General features: G+C 47.5%; 21 protein-coding genes. 13 read left to right on the top strand and 8 right to left on the bottom strand.

Translation table 11 applies throughout. The annotated features are described in order from the left end of the window. Positions 1–193: 193 nt before the first annotated feature. Together Q0224_RS03700 and Q0224_RS03695 are read left to right on the top strand one after the other, a co-directional pair. Positions 194–901 (top strand): cytochrome-c oxidase, encoded by a 708-nt coding sequence (locus Q0224_RS03700; RefSeq protein WP_297949181.1) that lies wholly within the window; start codon positions 194–196, stop codon positions 899–901. A 97-nt stretch (positions 902–998) separates the two neighbouring features. Beyond that, positions 999–1,142, top strand: coding sequence for a hypothetical protein (locus Q0224_RS03695; protein WP_297949179.1), 144 nt, complete (start codon positions 999–1,001; stop codon positions 1,140–1,142). Positions 1,143–1,231: 89 nt separating this feature from the next. On the opposite strand, the gene Q0224_RS03690 is transcribed toward Q0224_RS03695, so the two are convergent. Beyond that, entirely contained in the window at positions 1,232–1,555 is a 324-nt protein-coding gene (locus tag Q0224_RS03690) for a multidrug efflux SMR transporter (protein ID WP_297881746.1), read from the bottom strand. A 249-nt stretch (positions 1,556–1,804) separates the two neighbouring features. Here Q0224_RS03690 and Q0224_RS03685 point away from each other — a divergent pair, with 249 nt between their 5' ends. The 9 genes from Q0224_RS03685 to Q0224_RS03645 all read left to right on the top strand — a co-directional run bounded on the left by Q0224_RS03685 (position 1,805) and on the right by Q0224_RS03645 (position 9,734). After that, entirely contained in the window at positions 1,805–3,040 is a 1,236-nt protein-coding gene (locus tag Q0224_RS03685) for a hypothetical protein (protein ID WP_297949176.1), read from the top strand. Positions 3,041–3,221: 181 nt separating this feature from the next. Beyond that, positions 3,222–4,664, top strand: coding sequence for a hypothetical protein (locus Q0224_RS03680; RefSeq protein ID WP_297949174.1), 1,443 nt, complete (start codon positions 3,222–3,224; stop codon positions 4,662–4,664). A 16-nt stretch (positions 4,665–4,680) separates the two neighbouring features. Next, on the top strand, positions 4,681–4,983 hold the full coding sequence (locus Q0224_RS03675) for a hypothetical protein (RefSeq protein ID WP_297949172.1): 303 nt from the start codon (positions 4,681–4,683) through the stop codon (positions 4,981–4,983). A 399-nt stretch (positions 4,984–5,382) separates the two neighbouring features. Further along, a complete protein-coding gene (locus Q0224_RS03670; protein ID WP_297949171.1) occupies positions 5,383–5,730 on the top strand; it encodes a hypothetical protein in 348 nt (115 codons plus the stop codon). Between the two features lie 248 nt (positions 5,731–5,978). Further along, on the top strand, positions 5,979–6,710 hold the full coding sequence (locus tag Q0224_RS03665) for a hypothetical protein (protein WP_297949169.1): 732 nt from the start codon (positions 5,979–5,981) through the stop codon (positions 6,708–6,710). 68 nt (positions 6,711–6,778) lie between these two features. Next, positions 6,779–7,204 carry an ecotin family protein gene (locus tag Q0224_RS03660; protein WP_297949168.1) on the top strand — a complete coding sequence of 142 codons (426 nt, stop codon included), beginning with the start codon at positions 6,779–6,781 and terminating at the stop codon, positions 7,202–7,204. A 17-nt stretch (positions 7,205–7,221) separates the two neighbouring features. Beyond that, entirely contained in the window at positions 7,222–7,635 is a 414-nt protein-coding gene (locus Q0224_RS03655) for a hypothetical protein (RefSeq protein ID WP_297924389.1), read from the top strand. 584 nt (positions 7,636–8,219) lie between these two features. After that, complete coding sequence (locus Q0224_RS03650; protein WP_297949167.1) at positions 8,220–8,921, top strand: YbaK/EbsC family protein; 702 nt, start codon at positions 8,220–8,222, stop codon at positions 8,919–8,921. Positions 8,922–9,071: 150 nt separating this feature from the next. Next, positions 9,072–9,734: a hypothetical protein gene (locus tag Q0224_RS03645; RefSeq protein WP_297949166.1), complete on the top strand. Its 663-nt coding sequence runs from the start codon at positions 9,072–9,074 to the stop codon at positions 9,732–9,734. A gap of 454 nt (positions 9,735–10,188) precedes the next feature. Here the strand turns inward: Q0224_RS03645 and Q0224_RS03640 are convergent, their stop codons facing one another. Then, positions 10,189–10,479 carry a DUF5339 domain-containing protein gene (locus tag Q0224_RS03640; protein WP_297949165.1) on the bottom strand — a complete coding sequence of 97 codons (291 nt, stop codon included), beginning with the start codon at positions 10,477–10,479 and terminating at the stop codon, positions 10,189–10,191. 257 nt (positions 10,480–10,736) lie between these two features. Further along, a complete protein-coding gene (gene hisD, locus Q0224_RS03635) occupies positions 10,737–12,026 on the bottom strand; it encodes a histidinol dehydrogenase (RefSeq protein WP_297949163.1) in 1,290 nt (429 codons plus the stop codon). A gap of 147 nt (positions 12,027–12,173) precedes the next feature. Here hisD and Q0224_RS03630 point away from each other — a divergent pair, with 147 nt between their 5' ends. After that, positions 12,174–13,847 carry a hypothetical protein gene (locus Q0224_RS03630; protein WP_297949161.1) on the top strand — a complete coding sequence of 558 codons (1,674 nt, stop codon included), beginning with the start codon at positions 12,174–12,176 and terminating at the stop codon, positions 13,845–13,847. Between the two features lie 347 nt (positions 13,848–14,194). Here the strand turns inward: Q0224_RS03630 and Q0224_RS03625 are convergent, their stop codons facing one another. From Q0224_RS03625 to Q0224_RS03610, 4 genes are read right to left on the bottom strand one after another with little or no spacing between them, the layout of a single operon-like run. Then, the gene (locus Q0224_RS03625) at positions 14,195–15,217 is read right to left on the bottom strand and encodes an OmpA family protein (protein WP_297949159.1); all 1,023 of its coding nucleotides are present in this window, start codon (positions 15,215–15,217) and stop codon (positions 14,195–14,197) included. Then, positions 15,204–16,493, bottom strand: coding sequence for a MotA/TolQ/ExbB proton channel family protein (locus tag Q0224_RS03620; RefSeq protein ID WP_297949158.1), 1,290 nt, complete (start codon positions 16,491–16,493; stop codon positions 15,204–15,206). Before Q0224_RS03620 ends, Q0224_RS03625 begins: the two co-directional genes overlap by 14 nt. A 1-nt stretch (position 16,494) precedes the next feature. Then, positions 16,495–17,559, bottom strand: coding sequence for a class II fructose-bisphosphate aldolase (gene fbaA, locus Q0224_RS03615; RefSeq protein WP_297949156.1), 1,065 nt, complete (start codon positions 17,557–17,559; stop codon positions 16,495–16,497). A 14-nt stretch (positions 17,560–17,573) separates the two neighbouring features. Beyond that, positions 17,574–18,383, bottom strand: a complete 810-nt coding sequence (locus Q0224_RS03610; protein ID WP_297896504.1) for a peptidyl-prolyl cis-trans isomerase — start codon at positions 18,381–18,383, stop codon at positions 17,574–17,576. A 106-nt stretch (positions 18,384–18,489) separates the two neighbouring features. Between Q0224_RS03610 and nth the strand changes: the two genes are divergently transcribed. Then, the gene (gene nth, locus Q0224_RS03605) at positions 18,490–19,125 is read left to right on the top strand and encodes an endonuclease III (RefSeq protein ID WP_297949154.1); all 636 of its coding nucleotides are present in this window, start codon (positions 18,490–18,492) and stop codon (positions 19,123–19,125) included. Positions 19,126–19,320: 195 nt separating this feature from the next. Here nth and Q0224_RS03600 read toward each other — a convergent pair whose 3' ends face one another. Next, complete coding sequence (locus Q0224_RS03600; protein WP_297949153.1) at positions 19,321–20,640, bottom strand: hypothetical protein; 1,320 nt, start codon at positions 20,638–20,640, stop codon at positions 19,321–19,323. Positions 20,641–20,982 lie beyond the last annotated feature (342 nt).

The following is a 20,982-nucleotide window of genomic DNA, read 5'->3' as shown; positions in this document are numbered from 1 at the left end:
GTAAATTTAGCAGCTAACGGCGCTTAAATTTAGCCGCGTAAAGCGTCGCGATAAAGCCGAATAAAAAGAAAATAGAGCCGCCGCAAAAATTAAAATTCCGCAAAAATATATTCGTTAAAAATCAAGCTCGCGCTCTTAAATTTCAAGGTATAATTACGAAGCAAATTTACAAAATTTAACCGAAGGAGAAACCATGAAAAAATTTCGCTCACTGCTACTCTGCGCGGCGGCGGCTGCGACTTTGAGCGCCCAAGACCAGGGTGAGGGTAAGGTGGAAAAAATCACTTCGATCGACATCTATGTTTCGCCGTTTTATTCGGCTAAGGAGGGTAAGCCCGAATACGTGCATGTTTACGAGCCGATCGACGATCTGTTGATGAAAAACGACGTGCCGAGCCTAAAAAAGGCGATCAAAATCATCGAGGACGCCCCGGATATGGTCGCTCCGACCACGCTGATGACCGTCGCTGCGCGCGCTTATGATCTAGGGCTCAAGGACGACGCGGTGTTTTGGTTCTACGCGGGCAAATACCGCTTTATCTCTTTCGCTTCGGTAATCGACGTCAGCGGCGCGATGTTTATGGAGACGGTAGAGGCAAATTCCGCTTTCATGCACCTTGCGGGCGACGTGATCAACCCATACGCGTTTTGCGACATCGATAAGCAGCAGATCATAGTCGAAAAGGCGGTCGATTGGGTAAAGGATCATCCGTACAAGGCGATATTTTCGGATAAATTCCCATCCATGGCTAGCGACCGCAAGGCGGCTCTAAAGGAAGTGATAGAAAAGCTCAAAGCCGATCAGCAGAAGCAAAAGCAGTATTTTGCCGATCCGAAAAACAGAGCCGATTACATCGCCGAGCGCAAGAAATACCGTACGGACGAGCGCTTCTGCGACTAAATTTGCGGCTAAGCTTGCCCTCTGGCGGGCTTTGCTAGCTTAGCCGTATTTTGTCTAAATTTCAGCTTACAGGCTAAATTTAGGCAAATTTCAAACTATGCTTCAAAATAAAATTTTAAGGAAAAGGCGTGAGCGAAATCTGCTCGGCTTTGCGCTGATGGAGGTGCGAGACGAGCTGCACAGGCTGTATAAAAACTACGACCTGATCGATAAGAAATTTTTGCGAGATTGGGCGGCTTAAAATTTAGCCACTGCGTCATTCGATCCGCTTTTACACCCTATTCCTCGCCCAAATTTAAACGCATTGCTAGCTCGTAAAGGCGCGCGGCCTTAGTGTCCTGCGCCGAAGAAATTACACATCGCCGTGCCTATCACGATGAGCGCTATGCCGCATATCGCGGGCACAGAGAGCTTTTCGTGGAAGTAAAACACCGAAAGCAGCGATGCTAATACTATGCCGAGCCCACCCCACGTAGCGTAAGCGACGCTAAGCTTTACCGTTTTTAGCGCAAGCGCTAAAAAATAAAAGCACGCGCCGTATGCCGCTAGCGTGGCTAGAGAATAATTCAGCTTACTAAATCCGTCCGAGAGCTTCATACAGTTGGTCCCCGCTAGCTCCAAAACTATAGCAAGCCCCAAATAAACGTATCCCATAAGCGCTCCTTAATGTAATTTGAGCCGAATTTTATAGAAATTTCTCTTAAATTTCACCCAAAGGCGTCCCTGGCGGCTTGCGTAAAATTTGCGCCACATATTTGAGTAAAACCGGCGCTTCGGCGACGTAAAATTCCACCGCTACCGCCTAGAAATCGAAGTTTTTTAAATTTAGCCGCGCGCCGAAATTTTATCCGTTTTTATATACGAATATTATATAATTATCAAAAATTTTTCCAAGGAGAGAGGATGAAAAAGCTCGCTACGATACTTGCGCTGCTCTGTGCGGCGGCGTTTGCCAAGGAGTATGAGTATATGGTGCAAAGCATGAGCTACAGCTCACTCGGGGAGCGCAAGGAGAGCACGCATCTAAGCTACGACGCGGCGGCGCGCAAGCTGGAGCAGGTAAGAGATACGAACTCCTCGGACGGCCTAGGCTCTAGCTACAAAGAGATCAGCTACTTTGACGAAAAGGGGGATATGGTTAAATTTGAAGTATTTAACCTCGATCTTAAAAGCGGCAAGTGGAAAAAAATAGAAGACTACACGGAAAGCGTAAAGGGTAACGTCACGACGCGCGAAAGCAATTCGATAGCGGATGACGGCACGCGCAATGCGAGTAAAACCGTCTCCAGCTACGACGGTAACGCGACGCAGGACGTGCGATATAAGTTTGTAAAGGGCAAATGGCAGAAAGATAGCATGAACAGATCCGTAAAAAACGCGTTGGATAAGGAGGAGCTTACGATAAGCTTCAAATGGGACGGCAAGAGCTGGCAGCCCAAAGATAAAACCGAAATTTTCTACGACGCCGCAGGAGAAATGAGCGGATACGTGAGCTACGAGTTTGTAAACGGCGCGTGGCAAAACAGCGAGCGAGAGATGCTTAACGGCGATCGAAACGGCAGCTACGAGCAGATCCGCAGCACTTTTAGGGGCGGCGCATGGCAAAACGCGACGATGAGTAAGCATGAGCTTGATGCCGCAAAGGGCGAGGAGGTCGTTACGAGCTTCATCTGGAACGACGAGAAGGGCGCGTGGGATAATATGAGCAAACAGACCGCTATAAAGAAGGGCGCAGATCTTAATATGACCTCGTATCTGTGGGACGAACAACTTAAAGATTGGATCAAAAGCTACTCAAACGGCGAAATTTACGACAAATCGGGCGAGCGCCCGCTCGTGCAAAGCTACGAATCAAATTCCAGCAGCGGCAAATACGTCTATAGCTACGACGAGCACGGCAGCAATACGGCGATGGATATCTACAAGCTTGATGCGAGCGGCAAATGGGTGCAAACCGGGCGCTCGGAGGCTACTTACGATACCGCAATCCCGGCAGACAGCGTGGGGCACGGAGCCGCGCTGATGATGTTTGAGATGCCTAGTATCTACGCGATAACGAGCTTTAAGGAATTTAAGCTTAAAAACGGAAAACTCGAGCTCATAACGGAGCAGACGTGGAAATATAAAAAGATAAAGTAGCGTTTGAAGATGCGCAGGTAAAATTTCGCGGATAAATTTTACCTGCGCAGCCTTACGCGAACGTCGCGGTTAAATTTAGCAGGTGCGACGCTATTTATGCGGACGCGGCGTTGCGCGAGCTTTGCGTTTAAATTTAGCGGACATAGCATGGATTAAAATTTAGACAATAAAAGGAGCGGTCATGAGAGGTGTTTTTAAAATTTCGCCCGAGGGTGCGGCAGATTTTGCAGCGCTAAATTTAAAGGCGCGAGCGATTATTTCGGCGGGCGCTTTTAGAGCGCGGACGGCGGTAAATTCGAGGGCGCGGACGGCGGTTTTAGCAGGCTTTATTTTGGCGGCGACATTAGCGCTTGCGATGCCTGTGGGCGCGGCCGAGACGGGCGAGACGCACGAAACGGCATCAAATTTCAAAGCGCGAACGGATAAAATTTGCCTGCAAAAGACGAGCTACAAAACAGAGGGCGGCGCCGTACCGCGCTACGAATATGAAGTGAGCCAAAACTACGACGCCAAAACCCGCCGCCTAGAAAAAATCTACAAAAAGAGCGGCGAAGAGGGGGTATCCGTATCGAAAAGCTTTAGCAAATTTGACGAAAGCGGCGAGCGCGAAATCGAAAATGTCGAATACGACTGGGACGCGAATACAAACAAATTGCGCGAAACGGCGATGAGCAAGCAGGAGATCGCTGCTGACGGCTCAAAAATTTATTTCAGCCTGCAAAGCAAGGACGGCAAGCCATACGAGGGTGAAAAAGCCGTCGAAAAGCGCGAAGGCAAAACGGAAATTTTGCAAAATTTCACGCTAAAAAAGGGCAGATGGACGCCGACGCACCTTACAAAAAGGATTGTCGATGAAAACGATAGAAACAATTTCGTAGCGACCTATGAATGGAACGCCAAAGCAAAAAAATGGATGCCATACGAAAAATCGATATATCACTATAACGGCGACGTTTACGCGGGCTCCGAAGGCTACGCGTGGCGCGGCAAATGGGTACCTCTTACAAAACACACCGTCTTTACGGCAGGGGACGGGACGCGCAGCGAGATAAATTTTATATGGAAGGACGACACATGGCAGCGCGATGAAAAGATCTTGCGCAAAATCGAGCCTAAGCATAGGCGTTTTACCGAGCTAAGATCGCGCTGGGACGCCGCAAAAAACGAGTGGAGGGAGTACTACAAAAACGTACACGAGGAGACCGAGGAAAGCAGGCCTCTACGCGAGCAAACCGTGCTTTGGCGCGAGGAGCTGCAGCGCTGGGAGGTCGTGTTTGAAAACGAGTTTAGCTACGATGCGCGCGGCAACGTGATAAAAAATCGCCAGGTTTCCAATGGCAAGCAGTACGAGTATATCTACGACTACGACGAGGCGGGCAACAACATCTCGATCACCCTGCGCGAGCCTGATGAGAGCGGCAAATGGCACGAAACGCAAAAGACGCAAAACGTCTTTGAGCCTGAAATTTTAGCGCACGACGTCCTGGATCGCGGCTTCATCGGCGACTACATAGCCGCGGGCAAAAACGCGATCAAAAGCAGCAAGCAGTACTTTCTAAAAGACGGCGAGTTTAAGTTAAACGAAACTCGCGAGTGGGTTTACGGCAAATGCGAGCCGCAATAAAATTTAGAAAAGCCTCATGAACGAGCCTTATATCGTTAAAATTTCAGATAGCGACGCGATGATGTTCGGCTGCGAAGCAGACGAGCGGGTGCGCGAATTTGTCGCTAAATTTGACAGCTGGGAGTACGAAAGCGAGTTTGAGCGGACCAGCTATCTACTCGGCACGGACGTTTTTATCGAGGTCGCGAGCGAGGAAAGCTTAAATGAAGGCGCCTTACGCGCTCAAATTTTAAACGAAAAGGCTTTGGACGCTGACGGCGGCACGACGTTTTTAAGCCTGCGCGAGTGGGACGGCAAGGGGCATTCGCGCGAGCGGTGAAATTTTACGCGCGATAAGCGAGGATGAGGACGGCGGCGCGACATATCTGCTCCTTAGTCCGAAACACATAGCCGCATAGGAGCTACGAGGCGCCTTTGAGGGCAGAGCGCCGCAGGAGTTTGCGCGCATTATCGAGGCTCTCGAAGCCAAATACGACTGCAAAGACCGAATGCTCTGCTACGTCGTTTGCTATTTTACGCCGAAAGGCAAAGAGGGGATGCGGGCGGACTTCGGCGTCTAAATTTAAAGCGCGGCGGATAAATTTAAAATTTGACCGCGCAGCGCGCTTGCGCCAAATGGCGAAGGTTTTATCTTGCGCGTAAGCCATGCGCCGTATGGGGCAAGTGAAATTTAAGCGATCAAATTTAAACCGCCGCGACTAGCGAAATGGAAGACGAAATGATAAAATCCATAAAATTTGGGGGCGAAAGCATCGAGGAGCTGGAGGTTTGGTACTACGCCCCAAAGCACGAATGCAGCGCGGCGGAGTTCGCGCGAGAGTGCGGCAAGCTCGTGCGCGCGGACTTTGGGCTCGCCTCCCTTCACGAGATAAAATTTGAAAAATTCAAGTCCTGCGAGCCCGATGATTTTATGAAAGAGCGGATAACGGCTGCTTTGAGCGCGGCGGATCTATCAGGCGAACCTCAAAATTTTGCAATGGGCGGCGAAAACGACTGGGACTGGCAGGAGTGCTCGTTTGAGACGAGCGGACAGCGATTTTTACGCATCTGGGCGACGTCGGCTTGATAAATTTAGCCGCAATACGGGCTTTGCGCGCCCGAGGTTTCAAGCGGATTTGCCGCAAAGCGCTTGCAAAACGCGCCGAGCGACGTTAAAATTCCGCGCTACCGCTTATCTCGCGCGATTTATGTGTGTTTAGATGCGGTAGCGCCTCAATACCGCAGAGCAAGCTAGCGCGCCTATTTTGCGCAAATTTACGCGCCGAGGCGGGGCGGGCGCCCTGCTCTGAGCCAAAATTTATTTGAAGGGAAAATATGAAAAACTTATTTTTAGCCGCGCTTGCAGCATTAGCGCTTAGCGGCTGCGCGGGCTTAAAATGCGGCGCAAAAGACGGGCGAGACGTCGCCGAGATCGACGTGCCCGAAGATGGCTGGACGAGATACCTAGGCACCGACGGCGAGATCAAGGAGGTCGCGTTTTTCACGGCGTTTTTCTCGGGGCAGTTCCGCCCGCACCCAAAAGATGGCGAAAAGATCGGCTTCGTGCTTACCAAAAAGAGCGGCGAACGAATACCGATAAGGCTCGGCGATATGTATAAGGCGGCAGACGGCGCATTTGCGCTCGCGGGTCTCGATGCGCAGAGCGACGTATGGCGCGGAGCCGAAGAACTACGAGGAGCAAAACGGGTGAAATTTTATAAATTTCAAGAAGGCAGCGTCAAGGTGACGGACTATGAGGCGCGAGACGGGCTTTGCGAGGCGTTTTACGCAGGCGAAAAGATAAGCGTCAAAAGCGTGCTAAGCCGCCGCACGGGTAAGGCCAGCGGGGCTAGCGGCGAAATTTCCATCGCGCAGACGCAGGGCGAAATATCGCGCGACGCCGCCGAAATTTTAAACTCGCGCGAAAAACCCTCGCCGCAAGGCTCTAGCAAAAATTTAGCAAACAAAAAGAGTGCCGCGCAAAAAACCGATAGCGAGGCGTTAAAATCAGAGACGGAGGCGCTAAAAGACATCATCTGTATTGTAGGCAAAAACGAAGTCAATTGAAAATTCAGACTAATGAGTAAAAATTTCGCTAAAATTTTGAATAAAAATATCTTTTCAAGGAGTAAAAAATGAGAAAAATCGTTTTATTTTTCCTCTTGCCGCTATTTTTGTTCGGCGGCGAGGCGCAAAAGCAGCTAAACGTCTTTCAGCTAATGCCGTCAAAGATGCCGCCGCAGCAATTTAAGGTCGAAGCGATCTTTTCAAAAGAGATCAAGGCCGACTGCAACGACGCGTATCTAATCGGCGGCAAAATAGAGCAAAAAGAGGGCTCGGACGGGCTTTATTACGAGTTTAGCGGCGGCGATGAGCTTGCTCAAACGCTGATGCTCTGCGACGGCAAGAAGCAAAAGAAGCGGATCTATTACGAGCTTACGCATCCATTCGCCTACGACGGCGGCGAAATTAGAATTTTAGCGCCCAAAGACGTCAAGGTCGAGCTTAGAATTTACGAGCTCGTAGAGAGCAAAGAGCCTAAAATCCGCAAGATGAAATAATTTCACAAGGAGCGTTAATGCAAAAAAGCGGATTTGCAAAGGCTCTGTGCAGCGACGCACGGAGCGCAAAGATACCGAGCGAGCACGATTTTTTCGCACCGCTCATCGGCGATTGGGACATATGGTGGACGGACGGCCTGCAGAGCGGCACGCCGCGTGAAGTCAGAGGCGAGTGGCTCTTCGCGCGGGTTTTGGACGGATCCGCGGTACAGGACGTATTTATCGTGCCCTCGCGCGCGCAGCGGCTCGCAAATCCGCAACCGGACGCCGAATACGGCACGACGATAAGGATTTATGAGCCCGCAAGCGGGACGTGGGATATTTTTTACGGCTGCGTCGGCACGGCGCTGCGCCTAACCGCGCACAAAGAAGCGGAGGAGATTGTGCTCGTGCAAAACGGCGAGGGGGCGATGCGCTACGTCTTTTCATAGATGAGCGAGGCGTCGTTTTCGTGGCGGAAGGAGCTGCGAAATGATACAGGGCTTTGGCAGGTCGTCGCACGGGTGCGTGCACGCAGAAAAGCCTAACCGCCTGCAAAAGAGATACGCGATCTGCTTTTAAGCCCCGCCTATAGATGTCCGCGCCGCAAGGAAAGCCTAGCCGTTTGCAAACGAGCCGACTAGCCGAACTACTTGCAAAAGCCAAACTGCTCACAAAAGTCAAATCGCTCGCAAGAGCTGAACTGCGCGTAGAAAATTTAACCGCCCTTTTTAAAAACTATGCTGCGCCTTTGCACAAATTTTAACCGCGAAATTTTACCGCGGGCTTTGCGTAAATTTTATGCGCGACGGGACCTTATCGCGCTTCTGCGTAGATTGCGGCCGTAAAATTTAGCGCGCCTTCAGCCTATCCGCCTTTTAAATTTTAAAAATTTAGCCGTAAAATGCGCGACATACAAAGCCTATGCGGCGGCGGCAAGCATTGCGCCAACAAAAGTGGCGAGGTTGCAAAATTTGGCGCCGATGCGTCGTTTAGTTAAAATTTCAGTATAATTTCGCAAAAACAAGGAGAGAGCATGTCAGAGAGAATTTTTGAAAGTCTAAAAGAGCTTTTGACGCAGCAGGGCGCGCACTTCCGCGTAGTAGCTCACCAAAGCGCGGGCACCTCCGCCGAAGTCGCCAAAGCCCGAGGCACGCAGCTGGGACAAGGCGCAAAGGCGCTAGTTTGCACGATCAAGGGCTTTAAGGACGGGCGAATTTCTTTCGCGCAAAATTTAAATTTAGCAAACGTCGATGATGCGCAAAACCCTAACGCTTCCAGCTTTGCGAGCGCTCAAGGCTGCGAAAACGGCGCCTGCGCAGCAAATTTAGCTTTAACCGCCGATCAAATTTGCGCCAACGTGCCGCAGCAGCTGAAGCTTCCTAGCGACAAACCCGCGGGCAGAAACGGCAGAATCTACGTCCTAGCGGTCTTCGCAGCCGATCATAAAACCGATCTAAAGCGCTTGGCAGAGGGGCTCGGCGGCACGAAAGCATCGCTCGTAAGCCCCGATGAAGTGGGCGATCTCACGGACTGCGTCATCGGCTCGGTGCCACCCTTTAGCTTCCACGACAAGCTGCTGCTAATCGCCGATCCGTCGCTATTCGGACGCTTTGATGAGATCGCTTTCAACGCAGGCTTGCTCGATCACTCGATCATTTTAAACGCGCGGGATTACGCGCGCATCGCAGCGCCGCGCATCGTTAGCTTCACCGAAAAGGCTACGGAAGACGAATAGCAGCGCATCGTCCGTTTCACACAAGAAGAAAACTCTGATTAAATTAACCCAAAAGTAAGGGCAGAAAAAGACAGCGCGAGAGTGGTTGTAAAAAGGGCGCTTTGATTTTTGATCTTTTTTTCTTCATATTAAGGCTTTAAAATTTGCAGTATGATCAGGAGTAAAGAGATCGCGACCGAAACGAGGGGAAATGTTATGAAGCAGGTGTGGATATTTTTGCTGTGCCTACTTGCGCTATGCGGCATGGAAAATGCCGCGGTCAAGGAAGACGATGCGCCGCGGCCAGAGATTTATCAGAGTATGAAAAATATCTACGACGATCTACCGATCGCGCAACTGCCAATGCGCTATCCGGGAGAAATTTCGCCCTTAGCAGCTATCGATAAAAATTTACTTGATAAAAATGAGCTGTTTTCGTTCGCAAAGGAGAATTTTTTAATCGACAATCTAAGCGCGTATTGGGAGAGGATCAGAGACATAAGGGCTTGTCGTTTGCCAAAAAAGAGCGCCAAAACAATTCTGCTAAGGCTTTATCTGATGGATTTTCAAGATAGCAAACAGGGGCACGAATACGTTTTTATCTGCCTTTTAAACGACGCATTTCATATAAGCGATTGTCGCGAAATTTACGCCGATTACGTGCACTGCGGTAAAAGCAAGCCGCCGATGCGCGCCAAGCAGGAGTTCGTCATCGACGCCGATTTACGCTGCACAGTAACAACGCACTACTATACTTTAGATGCCGGCAAGGAGCTGCACAGAAATGTCTGCGTGCACGAAATAAAAAACGGCGCGATCGTTACTAAGGATTAAAATCCGAGGCGATTTTGCGAGATGTTTTTGGCCGTAAATTTCATAGGCAGAGCCGCAAACTTATACGTAAATTCGCTCTATCTATGAGCCCCGGCTATTTCAAATCGCGATAAAATAACGCTTAAACCGAGCCTCGAATTCATCATATTGATGAGGCGCTGTTTCGAGCCGCGCCAAAACGGCTCGTAAATCTTTGGTGCACCGCAGCGTCCCACTAAGATGCGTCGCCTTGCGGAGCATTTTAACGACGACGAGCGCTTTATTGGTTTTGACTTCCTGCAACAAGCTAAATATCAAATCTGAAATTCTTAGCAAGCCCTGAAAGCAACGAGGATAAAACATCCAAATTTTAAAATTTAAAAATTTTTAAAAAAATGTGAGATTAAAGAGAATTAATCGCGACGATATCACATCGCCGCGACTGAAGAAGGCATCATCGTGCCTGCGAAGGTGCTTATTTCATAGCGCCTTGTTGTTTCATCTGATCCATCATTTGCTTAAATATCTCTTTAGCTTGTTTGCAAGTGGCCTCTTGCTGCTCCTTAGGAAGTGCGCTGATCTGATCCATGGACTGTTTTTTTTGATCCTCGTACATCTTGACCTGCTGCTCTTGACCTGCTTGTTTGTAGGTATCGACCATCTTGTCAAGATCTGCGAAGTACTCTTTGCAGCTATCTGCAAGATCTGCGGCGCTAAGACTTAGCGCAAAGCCAAAACTAGCCAAAACTAAAAGTGATTTTTTCATTTTCTCTCCTTGTAAAAAATCAGCGAAAGTATAGCATCTGGCTTGGCAAATTTACCTTAAATTTTACCTAAATATCACCTATTTTTTTAAAATTTAATGCGTCTTTAAATTTTAAAATTTCGCCCTCGCTAAGACGCTACTGCTTTTTAAAATTTAACGCATATTTAAATTTTAAAATTTCGGTTCGCGGTTTCGCAACTGCCGCCAGTGCTTTTTAAAATTCCGTCCCCACCGCCTCTTGGGGCTGCAGCGCAAAATCACTTCTCATCAAATCTAATCTGCACCGATTTTTTGTGCGCGCCCAGCCCCTCGGCATCCGCTAGCGCCATGCACGCGCCCCCTAACTCGTCTATGGCGCGTTTATTTAGCGCTATGATCGAGCTTCGTTTGATGAAGTTATAAACCCCCAGAGGCGAGAAAAATCGCGCGCTTCCGCCGGTCGGCAGCGTGTGATTAGGACCTGCGAGGTAATCGCCCATCGCCTCGGGCGTGTAGTGACCCAAAAATATCGCGCCTGCGTGGCGTATGCGCGGAAGCAGCTCGTAGGCGTTCTCGGTCGCGATCTCGAGGTGCTCGACCGCAAGCTCGTTCATTAGCCCCACGCACTCGCTCATATCGCGCGCGATGATGATCGCGCCTTTGTTTTGGATGCTGGCGCGAGCGATCGGCTCACGCGCGAGCGTAGGCAGCTCGCGCTCGATGTGCTCGGCGACGGCGAGGGCGAATTTTTCATCGTCGCTTATCAAAAAGCTGCTTGCGATCTCGTCGTGCTCGGCTTGGCTGAGCAGATCCACGGCGATGTTGCGCGGATTTGCCGCGGCGTTTGCGATGATGCCCACTTCGCTAGGGCCCGCGATCATATCGATATTTACGTCGCCGAACACGAGCTTTTTAGCGGTTGCGACGAAGATATTCCCGGGGCCCGTGACGACATCGACCTTGCCGATCGTGCGCGTGCCGTATGCCATCGCCGCGATCGCGCTGGCGCCGCCCACTTTGTAGGCCTTTTTGATCCCTAGCACATGCATCGCCGCAAGCAGTAGCTCGTTTACGACGCCGCCCACGGCGGGGGTGCAGACGCTGATATCCTCCACGCCCGCGACGATTGCGGGGATCGCGTTCATCAGAAGCGAGCTCGGATACGCTGCCTTGCCCCCCGGGATATACAGCCCCGCGCGATCTACCGGCGTGATCTTTTGTCCGAGCATCGCGCCGCTTGGATCGAAGCTAAACCAGCTTCTCTCAAGCTGTTTTTCATGATAAGCGTAGATGCGCTCGTATGCGACCTGTAGCGCGTTTTTAAGCTCTGCGGTTAAGCCTTCATACGCGCGGCTCATCTGCTCTTGCGTGATAGCCAGATCGCCCTGCACGCGCCATCTGTCAAATTTCTCAATCTGTTCAGCTAGCGCCTCATCGCCGCGCGCTCTGATCTCCTCGATGATGCCGCTTACGACGGGCATTACCGATCTCATATCCGTCTCGCCGCGGCGCACCAACCTCGCAAATTCCTCTTTGAAATTTGCGTCCGTGCTTTTTAAAATTTTCATTTTTGCTCCTTGTAATGCTTGGAATTTTAACGCTTTTTGCTAAATTTCGCCTTTAAGCTCGCGGCGATGTAAATTTACAGCTCGCCGATTTTCAAAAGATTAAGCGAAAATGAAATAAAATAGCCGAAATTTTAAATGGAGCGATGTATGAAAAAGATATTTTTAGCGCTGATCGCTACGGCGGCTTTATCGATAGCAGAAGCCACGGCTTTGCCATCGGCGGAACAAGAAGATCCCGGTATAAGCAGATTACAAAGCGAATGCGATAGCAACAATACCTTAGCATGCGTGAATCTCGCCATGGCATACTATTCAGGGGATGGCGTGAAGCAGGATTATGAGAAAGCAAAAGAGCTAAATTCTAAAGCCTGTAATTTGGGAGACGGCTGGGGTTGCACCACCTTAGGGGCGTCATATGAATACGGCAAGGGCGCAGAACAAGATTATAAAAAAGCGGCCGAACTGTATTCTAGGGCCTGCGACTTAAAAAATGGCATAGCTTGCGGCAATCTGGGTGTTTTATACCACTCAGGCAAGGGAGTAAAGCAAGATTACAAAAAAGCGATCGAAATGCTTTCCAAAGCTTGCGATTTGCAAGAAGGCCGCGGATGCTACAATCTCGGGCTTTTATATGCCTCGGGCGAAGGTGTAAAACAGGATTATAAAAAAGCAAGCGAGCTATATTCTAAAGCTTGCGATTTAAAACATGGCGAAAGCTGCCATAATCTTGGAATTTTATATGAAAAAGGGGAAGGCGTAAAACAAAGCTACCAAAAAGCGGATCAATTCTATTCTAAAGCTTGCGATTTAGAAGTTGCCGAAGGATGTTACAATCTTGGAGCTTCATACTATTTAGGTACGTCTATAAAGCAAGACGACAAAAAAGCGAATGAATTACTTTCTAAAGCTTGCAATCTAGGATATAGCGAAGGATGCTATATATTAGGGCTTTGGTATGACTCAAGAAAAGATGTAGAACAAAACTTCGAAAAAGCTAGTGAACTATATTCTAAAGCTTGTGATTTAGGACATGGCACAGGATGTAATAATCTTGGGCTCTTATACGCCTCGGGCGAAGGTATAAAACAAGACTATAAGAAAGCAAGCGAATTGTATTCTAAAGCTTGCGATTTAGAAATTGCCGAAGGATGTTACAATCTTGGAGTCTTACACTATTTAGGCGAAGGCATAAAACAAAATATCGAGAAAGCAAGAAACTTACTTTCTCGAGCTTGTAATCTAGGATATGGGTTAGGATGTAATGATCTAGGGGCTTTATATGAAAAACAAGATTATAAAAAAGCGAGTGAATTGTATTCTAAAGCTTGTAATTTAGGATATGGCATAGGATGTACTAATCTTGGAATTTTATATGAACACGGCAAAGGCATAAATAAAGATTATAAAAAAGCGAGCAAGCTATATTCTCAAGCTTGCGACCTAGAATATGACGCAGGATGCAACAATCTAGGGTTTTTATATGAACAAGGAGAAGGTGTAGAACAAAACTATAATAAAGCAAATGAGTTATATTCTAAGGCTTGTGATTTAAAATATGGCAAAGGGTGCTATAATCTAGGAGTTTTGTATAGCTCTGGCAAAGGCGTAAAGCAAGATTATAAAAAGGCAAATGAACTATATCTAAAAGCTTGCAATTTAAAAGATGGAAGCGGATGCTATAATATCGGAATTTCATATTATTTAGGAAAAGGCATAAGTCAGAATATAAGTATGGCAAAAAAATACTTCAGCAAGGCTTGCGATTTGGGTGATCAAGCCGGTTGTGACGGATATAGAAAACTGAACGAACAAGGATTTTAACCTACATAAATTTTAAGCCGCCCGTTAAACCTGCTTAAATTTGCGACTTAAATTTAAAGGTCAAAATTTGAATTATATCGTCGCGCACAGCAGCACTAAAAGCGCGGCAAAATACGCGGGTTTAAAATTTAAACCCATTCCGCCGCAGCAGATACTACATAAACGCCACGTAAGGGCTACGGTAAAATTTAGCGAGACGCTCGTTCATAATATTCGCGTCAAAATAAAAGGATGCGTTCCGTCGCCGCTGAAATTTCAAGCAATTCGCGAATTCGTTAAGAATTTTAAAATTTTAAGCCCTCTTTTTTGCAGGCTAAAATTTCGAGCGAGCCGTTAAGGGCGAGCTACTAATTCGTAGCGTTCGCGTCGAACTGCAAAAATTTCCTGATCTCCTCCATCGCCTCTTTGTTTGAAAGGGTAAATTTGATCTCGATGCGGCGGCTGGCGTCTTTGTCCTCGACGCCTCTGCGCATCACGGGCTGCGTGTAGCTGCGACCGCTGGCGATGAGATATTTTTGCAGCCGCTCATCTTTATTCCATGAGTTGATGAAATCCATCACCGCAAACGCCCTGTTTTGCGAGAGTTCGAGATTGTACAAATACCCGCCGTCGCTATCTGTGTGCCCTTCGATGATGATCTGATCTAAATTTTCGCGAATTTCATCGTTATTCAAAAGCGCGGCGAAATAACTCTGCAGCGTCGAGCGGAGCGTCTCTTTGGCGCCCTCTTTCAGCTCGCTTGAGCCTTTGTCGAAAAGGATCGACGAGCTTAGCGTCATCGCGCCGCTTTCGTTGTCGATGCGGATTTTGCCGCCCAGCTTCTCCTTCAGATCGGCGATGATCTTGACCTTCATTCCGGTTAGGTTACGGATGCGATTTTTCGTGACGTTGAGGTCTTGTAAAATTTTATTAAAATCGCTCTGCTTCTGCGTGAGTTGATCGAGCAAAAAGGCGATTTTAAGCTCGTTTTGACTGATCGTAGCGTTGGCGTCGTCGCGCGCTTTTTGCAGAAGCGAGTTGATGTCTAAATTCTCTTTTTTCAGCTTCTCAGCCATCTCGGTTAGATCTTCGATCTGTATGAAGTAGATGGAATTTTGCTTGCGAAGGTCGGTGTTTTCGATATTTAGCTTCTCGAGCTGGTCGCTAAAAATTTTATTCAGCGCCTCAAGCTCGGCGCTTTTTTTCTCCTGGCTTTGCAGGCTTGCTAGAGCGCTTGAAATTTGACTTTCTTTCTCCTGCAGGCTGCTTTGCGTGAGGAAGTATTTGACGATGATGCCGCCTACTAAAAGCACGAAAACAAAAAGCAGCCCCGCCATCAAATCGGCGTATGCGATCCAAAAGGTCTCTTTTTCTTCGTTATTCGTTTTCATCTAAAAGTGCTTTTTCATCGATGCTCGCAAGCGTTTTTCGAAGCTCTTCGATGATGCTTTCGTTGCTCGTCCGCGCAGCGCCCTCTCCACCTAAAAGTGCCTTCAAATCCGCGCTTAGTCCCTTAAAGCTAGCGTCAATTTTAGCGGCGTAAGCATTTTGCGAACTTGAAATTTCGCCCGCAAACCCGCCCAAGGAAGCATTTAGGCTCTTGATTTGAGCGCTTAATGCACTCGTAACGTTAGCCAGCTCGCCTTGCCCGTCCGTTAAAGCCTTGGACTGGCTTAGATACTGCGCGGAAATTCCGTTTTGAATTTCGATTAGGCTTGCAGACACGGACTTAAGCGCAGATAAAATTTGAGCGAAGCTCTTATCTAACTCACCGTGAGCGAGATTTGTCCTTTGGATCATCTCTCCTGCCTTTTCAAGCTCTTCTTGTGTAATCGCCATACTTCGCTTCTCGGCTTCCATCACGCTTTCAAAAGCGCCGATTTTTTCATCGATTAGGCGGTTTAGCCTTTCAGTAAAATTCGTAGAGCTCATCATCGCAAATGAGCGCGAAATTTCAGAATTAGCGTTTAAAATTTCACTCAGATAGCCCTGTGTTATTTCGTCTTTGTTCCAGAAAAAATTTTTAGTGGAATTTTTGTATTTGATGAGCAGACGCTCATATTTGCTAATGCCTTTTTTCTCAAAATATATCCACCAAAGCGCTAAGAAAATTCCATAGATCGAGACGTAAAACGCTGTGCCCACGCCGCCTAGAAGCTGCGCGATCTCGGTTTCGAGCCCATCGATATTGCTTGAGGAAAAGTGCGGCATCGAAATCGCAATCGAGATGAAAGTTCCTAAAATTCCAAGCATCGGAAAGACTGCCGACGCGACGGAAGCGTAGTTTTGATTACGCAGCGAGTAGCCGTATTCGTCCACAAAAAGATCAAAGCTGGCATCGGATTTTTTCTTACCGCCAATGCTTAGGAGATTGGCGACGATGTAATTTTTTAGCTCTCGCTTGAAATCATCGATATTATTTTGAAAATTTAAGCAGCCATATTCTGCATTATGACGAGCTAAAATTAGTGCAATAATGAGCAAAACCGCAAGCATTAGGATCGAGTGCGTCTCTACCTTCAGCCCAATAAGCCCCAAATAGCCCAGCAAAAACACCACAAAAACCGCGATAGGCAGAGCTGCAATCTTAAAAAAAACGCCCGCTAACGAGCGCTCCTTCGCCTCAGGTAGCGTGATATCGAGCACTTCGTTATTCGGGCGATCCATATTAGTTCCTATTTAGGCAATTTAGATTGTCAAATGCGACCTGCAAGCGCGCCACCATACTCTGCTCGCCTGCTCTCAGCCATTTGCGAGGATCGTAGAATTTTTTATTCGGTTTATCCTCACCTTCCGGATTGCCGATTTGAGCTTGCAAATAGCCGCGATTTTTGGCCTCATAAGCGCGCACGCCGTCCCAAAATGCCCACTGCGTGTCGGTGTCGATATTCATCTTAACGACGCCGTAGCTAACGGCTGCCTTGATGTCGGAGGTCTCGCTGCCACTGCCGCCGTGAAAGACAAAATTTACGGGCTTTTCGGATTGCAGATTAAATTTCTCGCGCACGAATTTTTGCGAATTTTTCAAAATTTCAGGTCTCAGCACGACATTGCCCGGCTTATACACGCCGTGGACGTTGCCAAAGCTCGCCGCAATGCTAAATCTGTCGCTGATTTTGCCAAGTCGCTCGTAAGCAAGCGCGACATCTGCAGGCTGGGTGTAAAGCCGCGCGTTATCGACGCCGGTATTATCGACGCCGTCCTCTTCGCCGCCCGTGACGCCAAGCTCGATCTCAAGCGAAATTCCAAGATCGCTTAAAATTTCCAAATACTTCTCGCAGGTCGCTAAATTTAGCTCCAAATCATCCTCGCTAAGATCAAGCATATGTGAGCTAAACAGCGGCACGCCGTGGGCTTTTTTATGAGTGGTATTAGCTTTGATAAGCTCATCAATCCACGGAAGCAGCTTCCTTGCGGCATGATCGGTATGCAAAATCACCGCAACGCCATAATGAGCCGCCAAAGCATGCACTTGATGTGCGCCTGCGATAGCGCCTAAAACTGCGGCATTAGGGCAAGTAGCGCCCGCATAAAACGCTGCGCCGCCGTTGCTAAACTGAATTATTACAGGCGAATTTGCAATTTTAGCGCTTTCCAAGACGGCGTTTATGGAGTTGCTCCCCACTACGTTTACCGCAGGGATCGCAAAGCCTTGCTGCTTCGCATACGCATAGACCTTACTTACGTCATCGCCGCTTAAAACGCCCGGTTTTACTATATCTAAAACGCCCATTTTTAGCTCCTATATTATTTATACTCGATTTTAGCGTTTTTGTGAAGATCTGCCGCTTTTTGCTCGACTACTTTCGCCGCTTTTTGCTGTCTAAGCACGCGCTCAATAAAAGGCTTTGCTTCGCTTTGACTTAACTGCTTTTTAGCTTGAGACTCCTCTTTTAATACGACGTGGTATCCGACTCTGCTTTTAATAGCTTTAGTAGTGATTTGACCATCTTTTATCTTAGAGATCGCATCGGCAAAAGGCTTGACCTGATCGCTAGGCATCCAGCCTAGCTCGCCGCCGGTTTGTTTAGCCTGCGGATCGATAGATTTGGCTTTGGCAAGCTCTGCAAATTTAGTAAATAGTGCACTGTCACTAAGCCCTTTTAACTGCTTAATAATATCGTTTGCCTCAGCTTCGGTTTTAACGACGATCTGAGCCGCTTTGATTCTCGCAGGCTCGGTAAAGCGCGCTTTGTTTTTGTTATAAAAATCAGCTATTTCTTTATCATCAATATTTATTTTGCTGGCTTCTTTAGCCTGCCATACACGAAGCGCTAAGTTATCTTTTACGATTTCAAGCTCTTTTTTATAAACGTCTTCGTCCATAACGCCCGATTTTTTAGCTTCATCCGTTAGCAGCATCAGATCAATGCCTTTATCGATAAGCTCCTTTTTTTGATCGGCATTAAGAGCAGCGATATCTACATTGCCTATGCCTTGAAGTAGTGGAGCGAGCTCTTTTTCAGTTACGTCTTTGCCATTTACGGTAGCATAAACGGTAGCGTTAAGGCTGATAGCGGCAGCCAAACTAAGTGCTGTAAATAAAACTTTTTTCATCACAATTCCTTAAAAAAATTTTAACGGCGATTATAACTCAAAGTTGTTAACAATCAAACTGTACTTTTAGAATTTTAGGGTAGAATTCCGCCTTGAGGAAATGCAAATGAGAAGTAAAAAAGATATTTTAGAGATAAAAAAGAGAATTTTACAAAACTTCGCGGAAGAGCGCAGCGAGTTGAAATTTAAAGACAACTATCAGCTTTTGGTCTGCGTGATGCTTAGCGCGCAGTGCACCGACAAGCGTGTAAATTTGATCACGCCACGCTTTTTTGCGGAATTCCCAAGCGTTGCAGAGCTTGCAAAGGCCAATCTGGCAAGCGTTAAGCTGCTAATCAGCTCGTGCAATTTCTACAACAACAAAGCGGTAAATTTAATCAAAATGGCGCAGGCGGTGGTTCGCGACTTCGGCGGCGTCGTGCCGCTTGATGAAGCGGGACTCAAATCTCTTGCAGGCGTGGGGCAAAAGACCGCTCACGTCGTGCTTTTAGAGGGCGCGGGCGCAAATGTGATGGCGGTGGATACGCACGTATTTCGCGTCGCGCATCGCCTGGGACTGAGCCGTGCAAAGACGCCCGAGCTTACGGAGCGCGATCTGAGCGAGGCTTTTAAAACAGATCTTGGTAAGCTGCACCAAGGCATGGTGCTTTTTGGCCGCTACACCTGTAAGGCGATAAAGCCGAACTGCAAGGAGTGCTTTTTAAACGAGCTATGCAGCAGCAAGGATAAGAATTTTCCGTAAAATTTTAGCCTGCAAATGTGAGCTTAAATTTACGCACTTAAATTTGACGGAATTTTAAAATTTTGACGCCTTGCTTAAACCCGCTTTATAGCAGACGTTCGGCTTATTATGGCGCAAAAAATTTAGATTGAAATTTTATAAACGCCTCTTTGATTTTTATCTTTTAGAAAAATTTAAAATTTTGCTTTTCGGAGCTTACTGCTTTTCTAGCCAAGCCCGGTATCCTTCGCTTTTAATCACGTCCGCGATGCTTTCTGCCATCTCCTGCGGCAAAAATTCAGACTTTTTATCGATGACGGACACTAACGCGTAAGTACTATCGTAATCTTGCAGCTCCAAGCCCGCGCGCACCAGCGTTTCGTATAAAAACGGCTCGTCTTTTTCGATGCTTACCGCATCATCGTTTAAAAATTCATAGATGAACGCAAGCTGTTTTTTATCGCCGATTTTTAAAAAATAATCGGCTAAATTCGTCGCGCTTTTGATGATGATTTTGCGCAGATCGTCTATCTGCTGCGCAGAGTAACGCTGGGTAATCAGCCGCCAATTTTCCGCCATCCTCGCCGCAATGATAGACAGCTTGAAAGCTCTGCCGCCATAAGCATATTTTTCGCTTTCGTCGCCGATTTTTTCTATAGCCTCGAATTCGCTCATCATATACTCGTATAGCTCCTCGTCGTTGCCGCTGAAATTTTCTAAATATATCGTCTCGGAATTTTTAGGCAAATCACCCGCGCATTCTGGCTCCTGCTCTTCATTCTCTTCATCCATGGCGGCTTTTCTAGCTTCAAAAGTTTTAAAATCCACCAGCGGATTAACGCCCTTTTTTACGAATTCAAAAAAGGCGGAAATATTGATCTGATACTCATCTTCGCCAATTCCGTCCTTAAACATCAGCTCGCTATTTTCAAAAAACTCCCAACCATCAAGCGCATCCATGTAGCTTTGACCGATCCGTCCGTCCAGGACATAGACGCATTCGCTAGCGCTATGATCAGGCATTGCGTGATCGTTTGAGACTATATACGGCGCTTGCGTTTTTCCAAAAACCTGCAACATTCCGTCGTTGTATTCGCCGCTTATGCCCCAAAGCGCCGTTAGATTGCCGCCGATTGCGATAACGCCGTCCTGCGAATGCAGATAATCACACGCCGTATCTTTGGCGACTTGCAAAAACAGATAATCATCATCGATGATATCGCCGCCGGTGGATAAATTTCCGTTAACGAACATCGCTCGTGCGCTATTTTTGCCACCCGCTTCGCTAAATTTATCCTTAAGCCAAGCGGAATTTATCGTGTCCTCCGAAAGACTAAGATCGCCGTCAAACATCAGCACGTCAAAATTACGATCCAAATATAAATTTGAGCCGTATTTTTTCTCAAATTCATCATAAGGCAGTATAAAAACGGGTGGAATTTTCGTCGCAAAAGAGCTACGACTTTCGTATCGCTTTGCTTGTGATTTAGCAATTTGCTCGCAATTTTGCAGAAAATTTTTGATCTGGTTTTCCATTTTTATATCCTTTTAAATTTGCTATTTGCGGCGGGTGGTCCCGTCATATAGCCTGCAGAATAAAAATTTTGCCAAATTTCGAAAAAGCACTCGCGAGACGAGCCGCCGAAAATTTTAAGGCGCAGTATTTTTTCTTTAGACTAGGCGGAAACGACGGAGGCGAGAGAGCGTATATGTAATACGTGACCGAAGCCGACCGAGTTTCCAACGATGTATAAAGGAAAAAGACAAACTACCGCAAAAATTTTAAGGCGAAGTATTTTTGAGATGGATTTGAATGTTGTGCGGAAATTTTAAGTCAAGGCTAGACAAGTAGTCTGCCGCAGACTTAAAATTTCAAAC

It is taken from the genome of uncultured Campylobacter sp. (assembly GCF_938002845.1).
In the GTDB taxonomy this organism is placed as follows: Bacteria; Campylobacterota; Campylobacteria; order Campylobacterales; family Campylobacteraceae; genus Campylobacter_B.
This window is presented reverse-complemented; position numbering and strand designations above follow the sequence as displayed.

Bases quoted from the DNA above. Each gene is read 5' to 3' on its own strand.
- Q0224_RS03695 (WP_297949179.1), top strand. From the start codon at position 999: ATGCTTCAAAATAAAATTTTAAGGAAAAGGCGTGAGCGAAATCTGCTC.
- Q0224_RS03610 (WP_297896504.1), bottom strand. From the start codon at position 18,383: ATGAAAAAAGTTTTATTTACAGCACTTAGTTTGGCTGCCGCTATCAGC.
- Q0224_RS03630 (WP_297949161.1), top strand. From the start codon at position 12,174: ATGAAAAAGATATTTTTAGCGCTGATCGCTACGGCGGCTTTATCGATA.
- Q0224_RS03700 (WP_297949181.1), top strand. From the start codon at position 194: ATGAAAAAATTTCGCTCACTGCTACTCTGCGCGGCGGCGGCTGCGACT.
- Q0224_RS03650 (WP_297949167.1), top strand. From the start codon at position 8,220: ATGTCAGAGAGAATTTTTGAAAGTCTAAAAGAGCTTTTGACGCAGCAG.
- Q0224_RS03645 (WP_297949166.1), top strand. From the start codon at position 9,072: ATGATCAGGAGTAAAGAGATCGCGACCGAAACGAGGGGAAATGTTATG.
- Q0224_RS03620 (WP_297949158.1), bottom strand. From the start codon at position 16,493: ATGGATCGCCCGAATAACGAAGTGCTCGATATCACGCTACCTGAGGCG.
- Q0224_RS03660 (WP_297949168.1), top strand. From the start codon at position 6,779: ATGAGAAAAATCGTTTTATTTTTCCTCTTGCCGCTATTTTTGTTCGGC.
- nth (WP_297949154.1), top strand. From the start codon at position 18,490: ATGAGAAGTAAAAAAGATATTTTAGAGATAAAAAAGAGAATTTTACAA.
- Q0224_RS03625 (WP_297949159.1), bottom strand. From the start codon at position 15,217: ATGAAAACGAATAACGAAGAAAAAGAGACCTTTTGGATCGCATACGCC.
- Q0224_RS03680 (WP_297949174.1), top strand. From the start codon at position 3,222: ATGAGAGGTGTTTTTAAAATTTCGCCCGAGGGTGCGGCAGATTTTGCA.
- Q0224_RS03665 (WP_297949169.1), top strand. From the start codon at position 5,979: ATGAAAAACTTATTTTTAGCCGCGCTTGCAGCATTAGCGCTTAGCGGC.
- Q0224_RS03640 (WP_297949165.1), bottom strand. From the start codon at position 10,479: ATGAAAAAATCACTTTTAGTTTTGGCTAGTTTTGGCTTTGCGCTAAGT.
- hisD (WP_297949163.1), bottom strand. From the start codon at position 12,026: ATGAAAATTTTAAAAAGCACGGACGCAAATTTCAAAGAGGAATTTGCG.
- Q0224_RS03600 (WP_297949153.1), bottom strand. From the start codon at position 20,640: ATGGAAAACCAGATCAAAAATTTTCTGCAAAATTGCGAGCAAATTGCT.
- Q0224_RS03675 (WP_297949172.1), top strand. From the start codon at position 4,681: ATGAACGAGCCTTATATCGTTAAAATTTCAGATAGCGACGCGATGATG.
- Q0224_RS03670 (WP_297949171.1), top strand. From the start codon at position 5,383: ATGATAAAATCCATAAAATTTGGGGGCGAAAGCATCGAGGAGCTGGAG.
- Q0224_RS03655 (WP_297924389.1), top strand. From the start codon at position 7,222: ATGCAAAAAAGCGGATTTGCAAAGGCTCTGTGCAGCGACGCACGGAGC.
- fbaA (WP_297949156.1), bottom strand. From the start codon at position 17,559: ATGGGCGTTTTAGATATAGTAAAACCGGGCGTTTTAAGCGGCGATGAC.
- Q0224_RS03685 (WP_297949176.1), top strand. From the start codon at position 1,805: ATGAAAAAGCTCGCTACGATACTTGCGCTGCTCTGTGCGGCGGCGTTT.
- Q0224_RS03690 (WP_297881746.1), bottom strand. From the start codon at position 1,555: ATGGGATACGTTTATTTGGGGCTTGCTATAGTTTTGGAGCTAGCGGGG.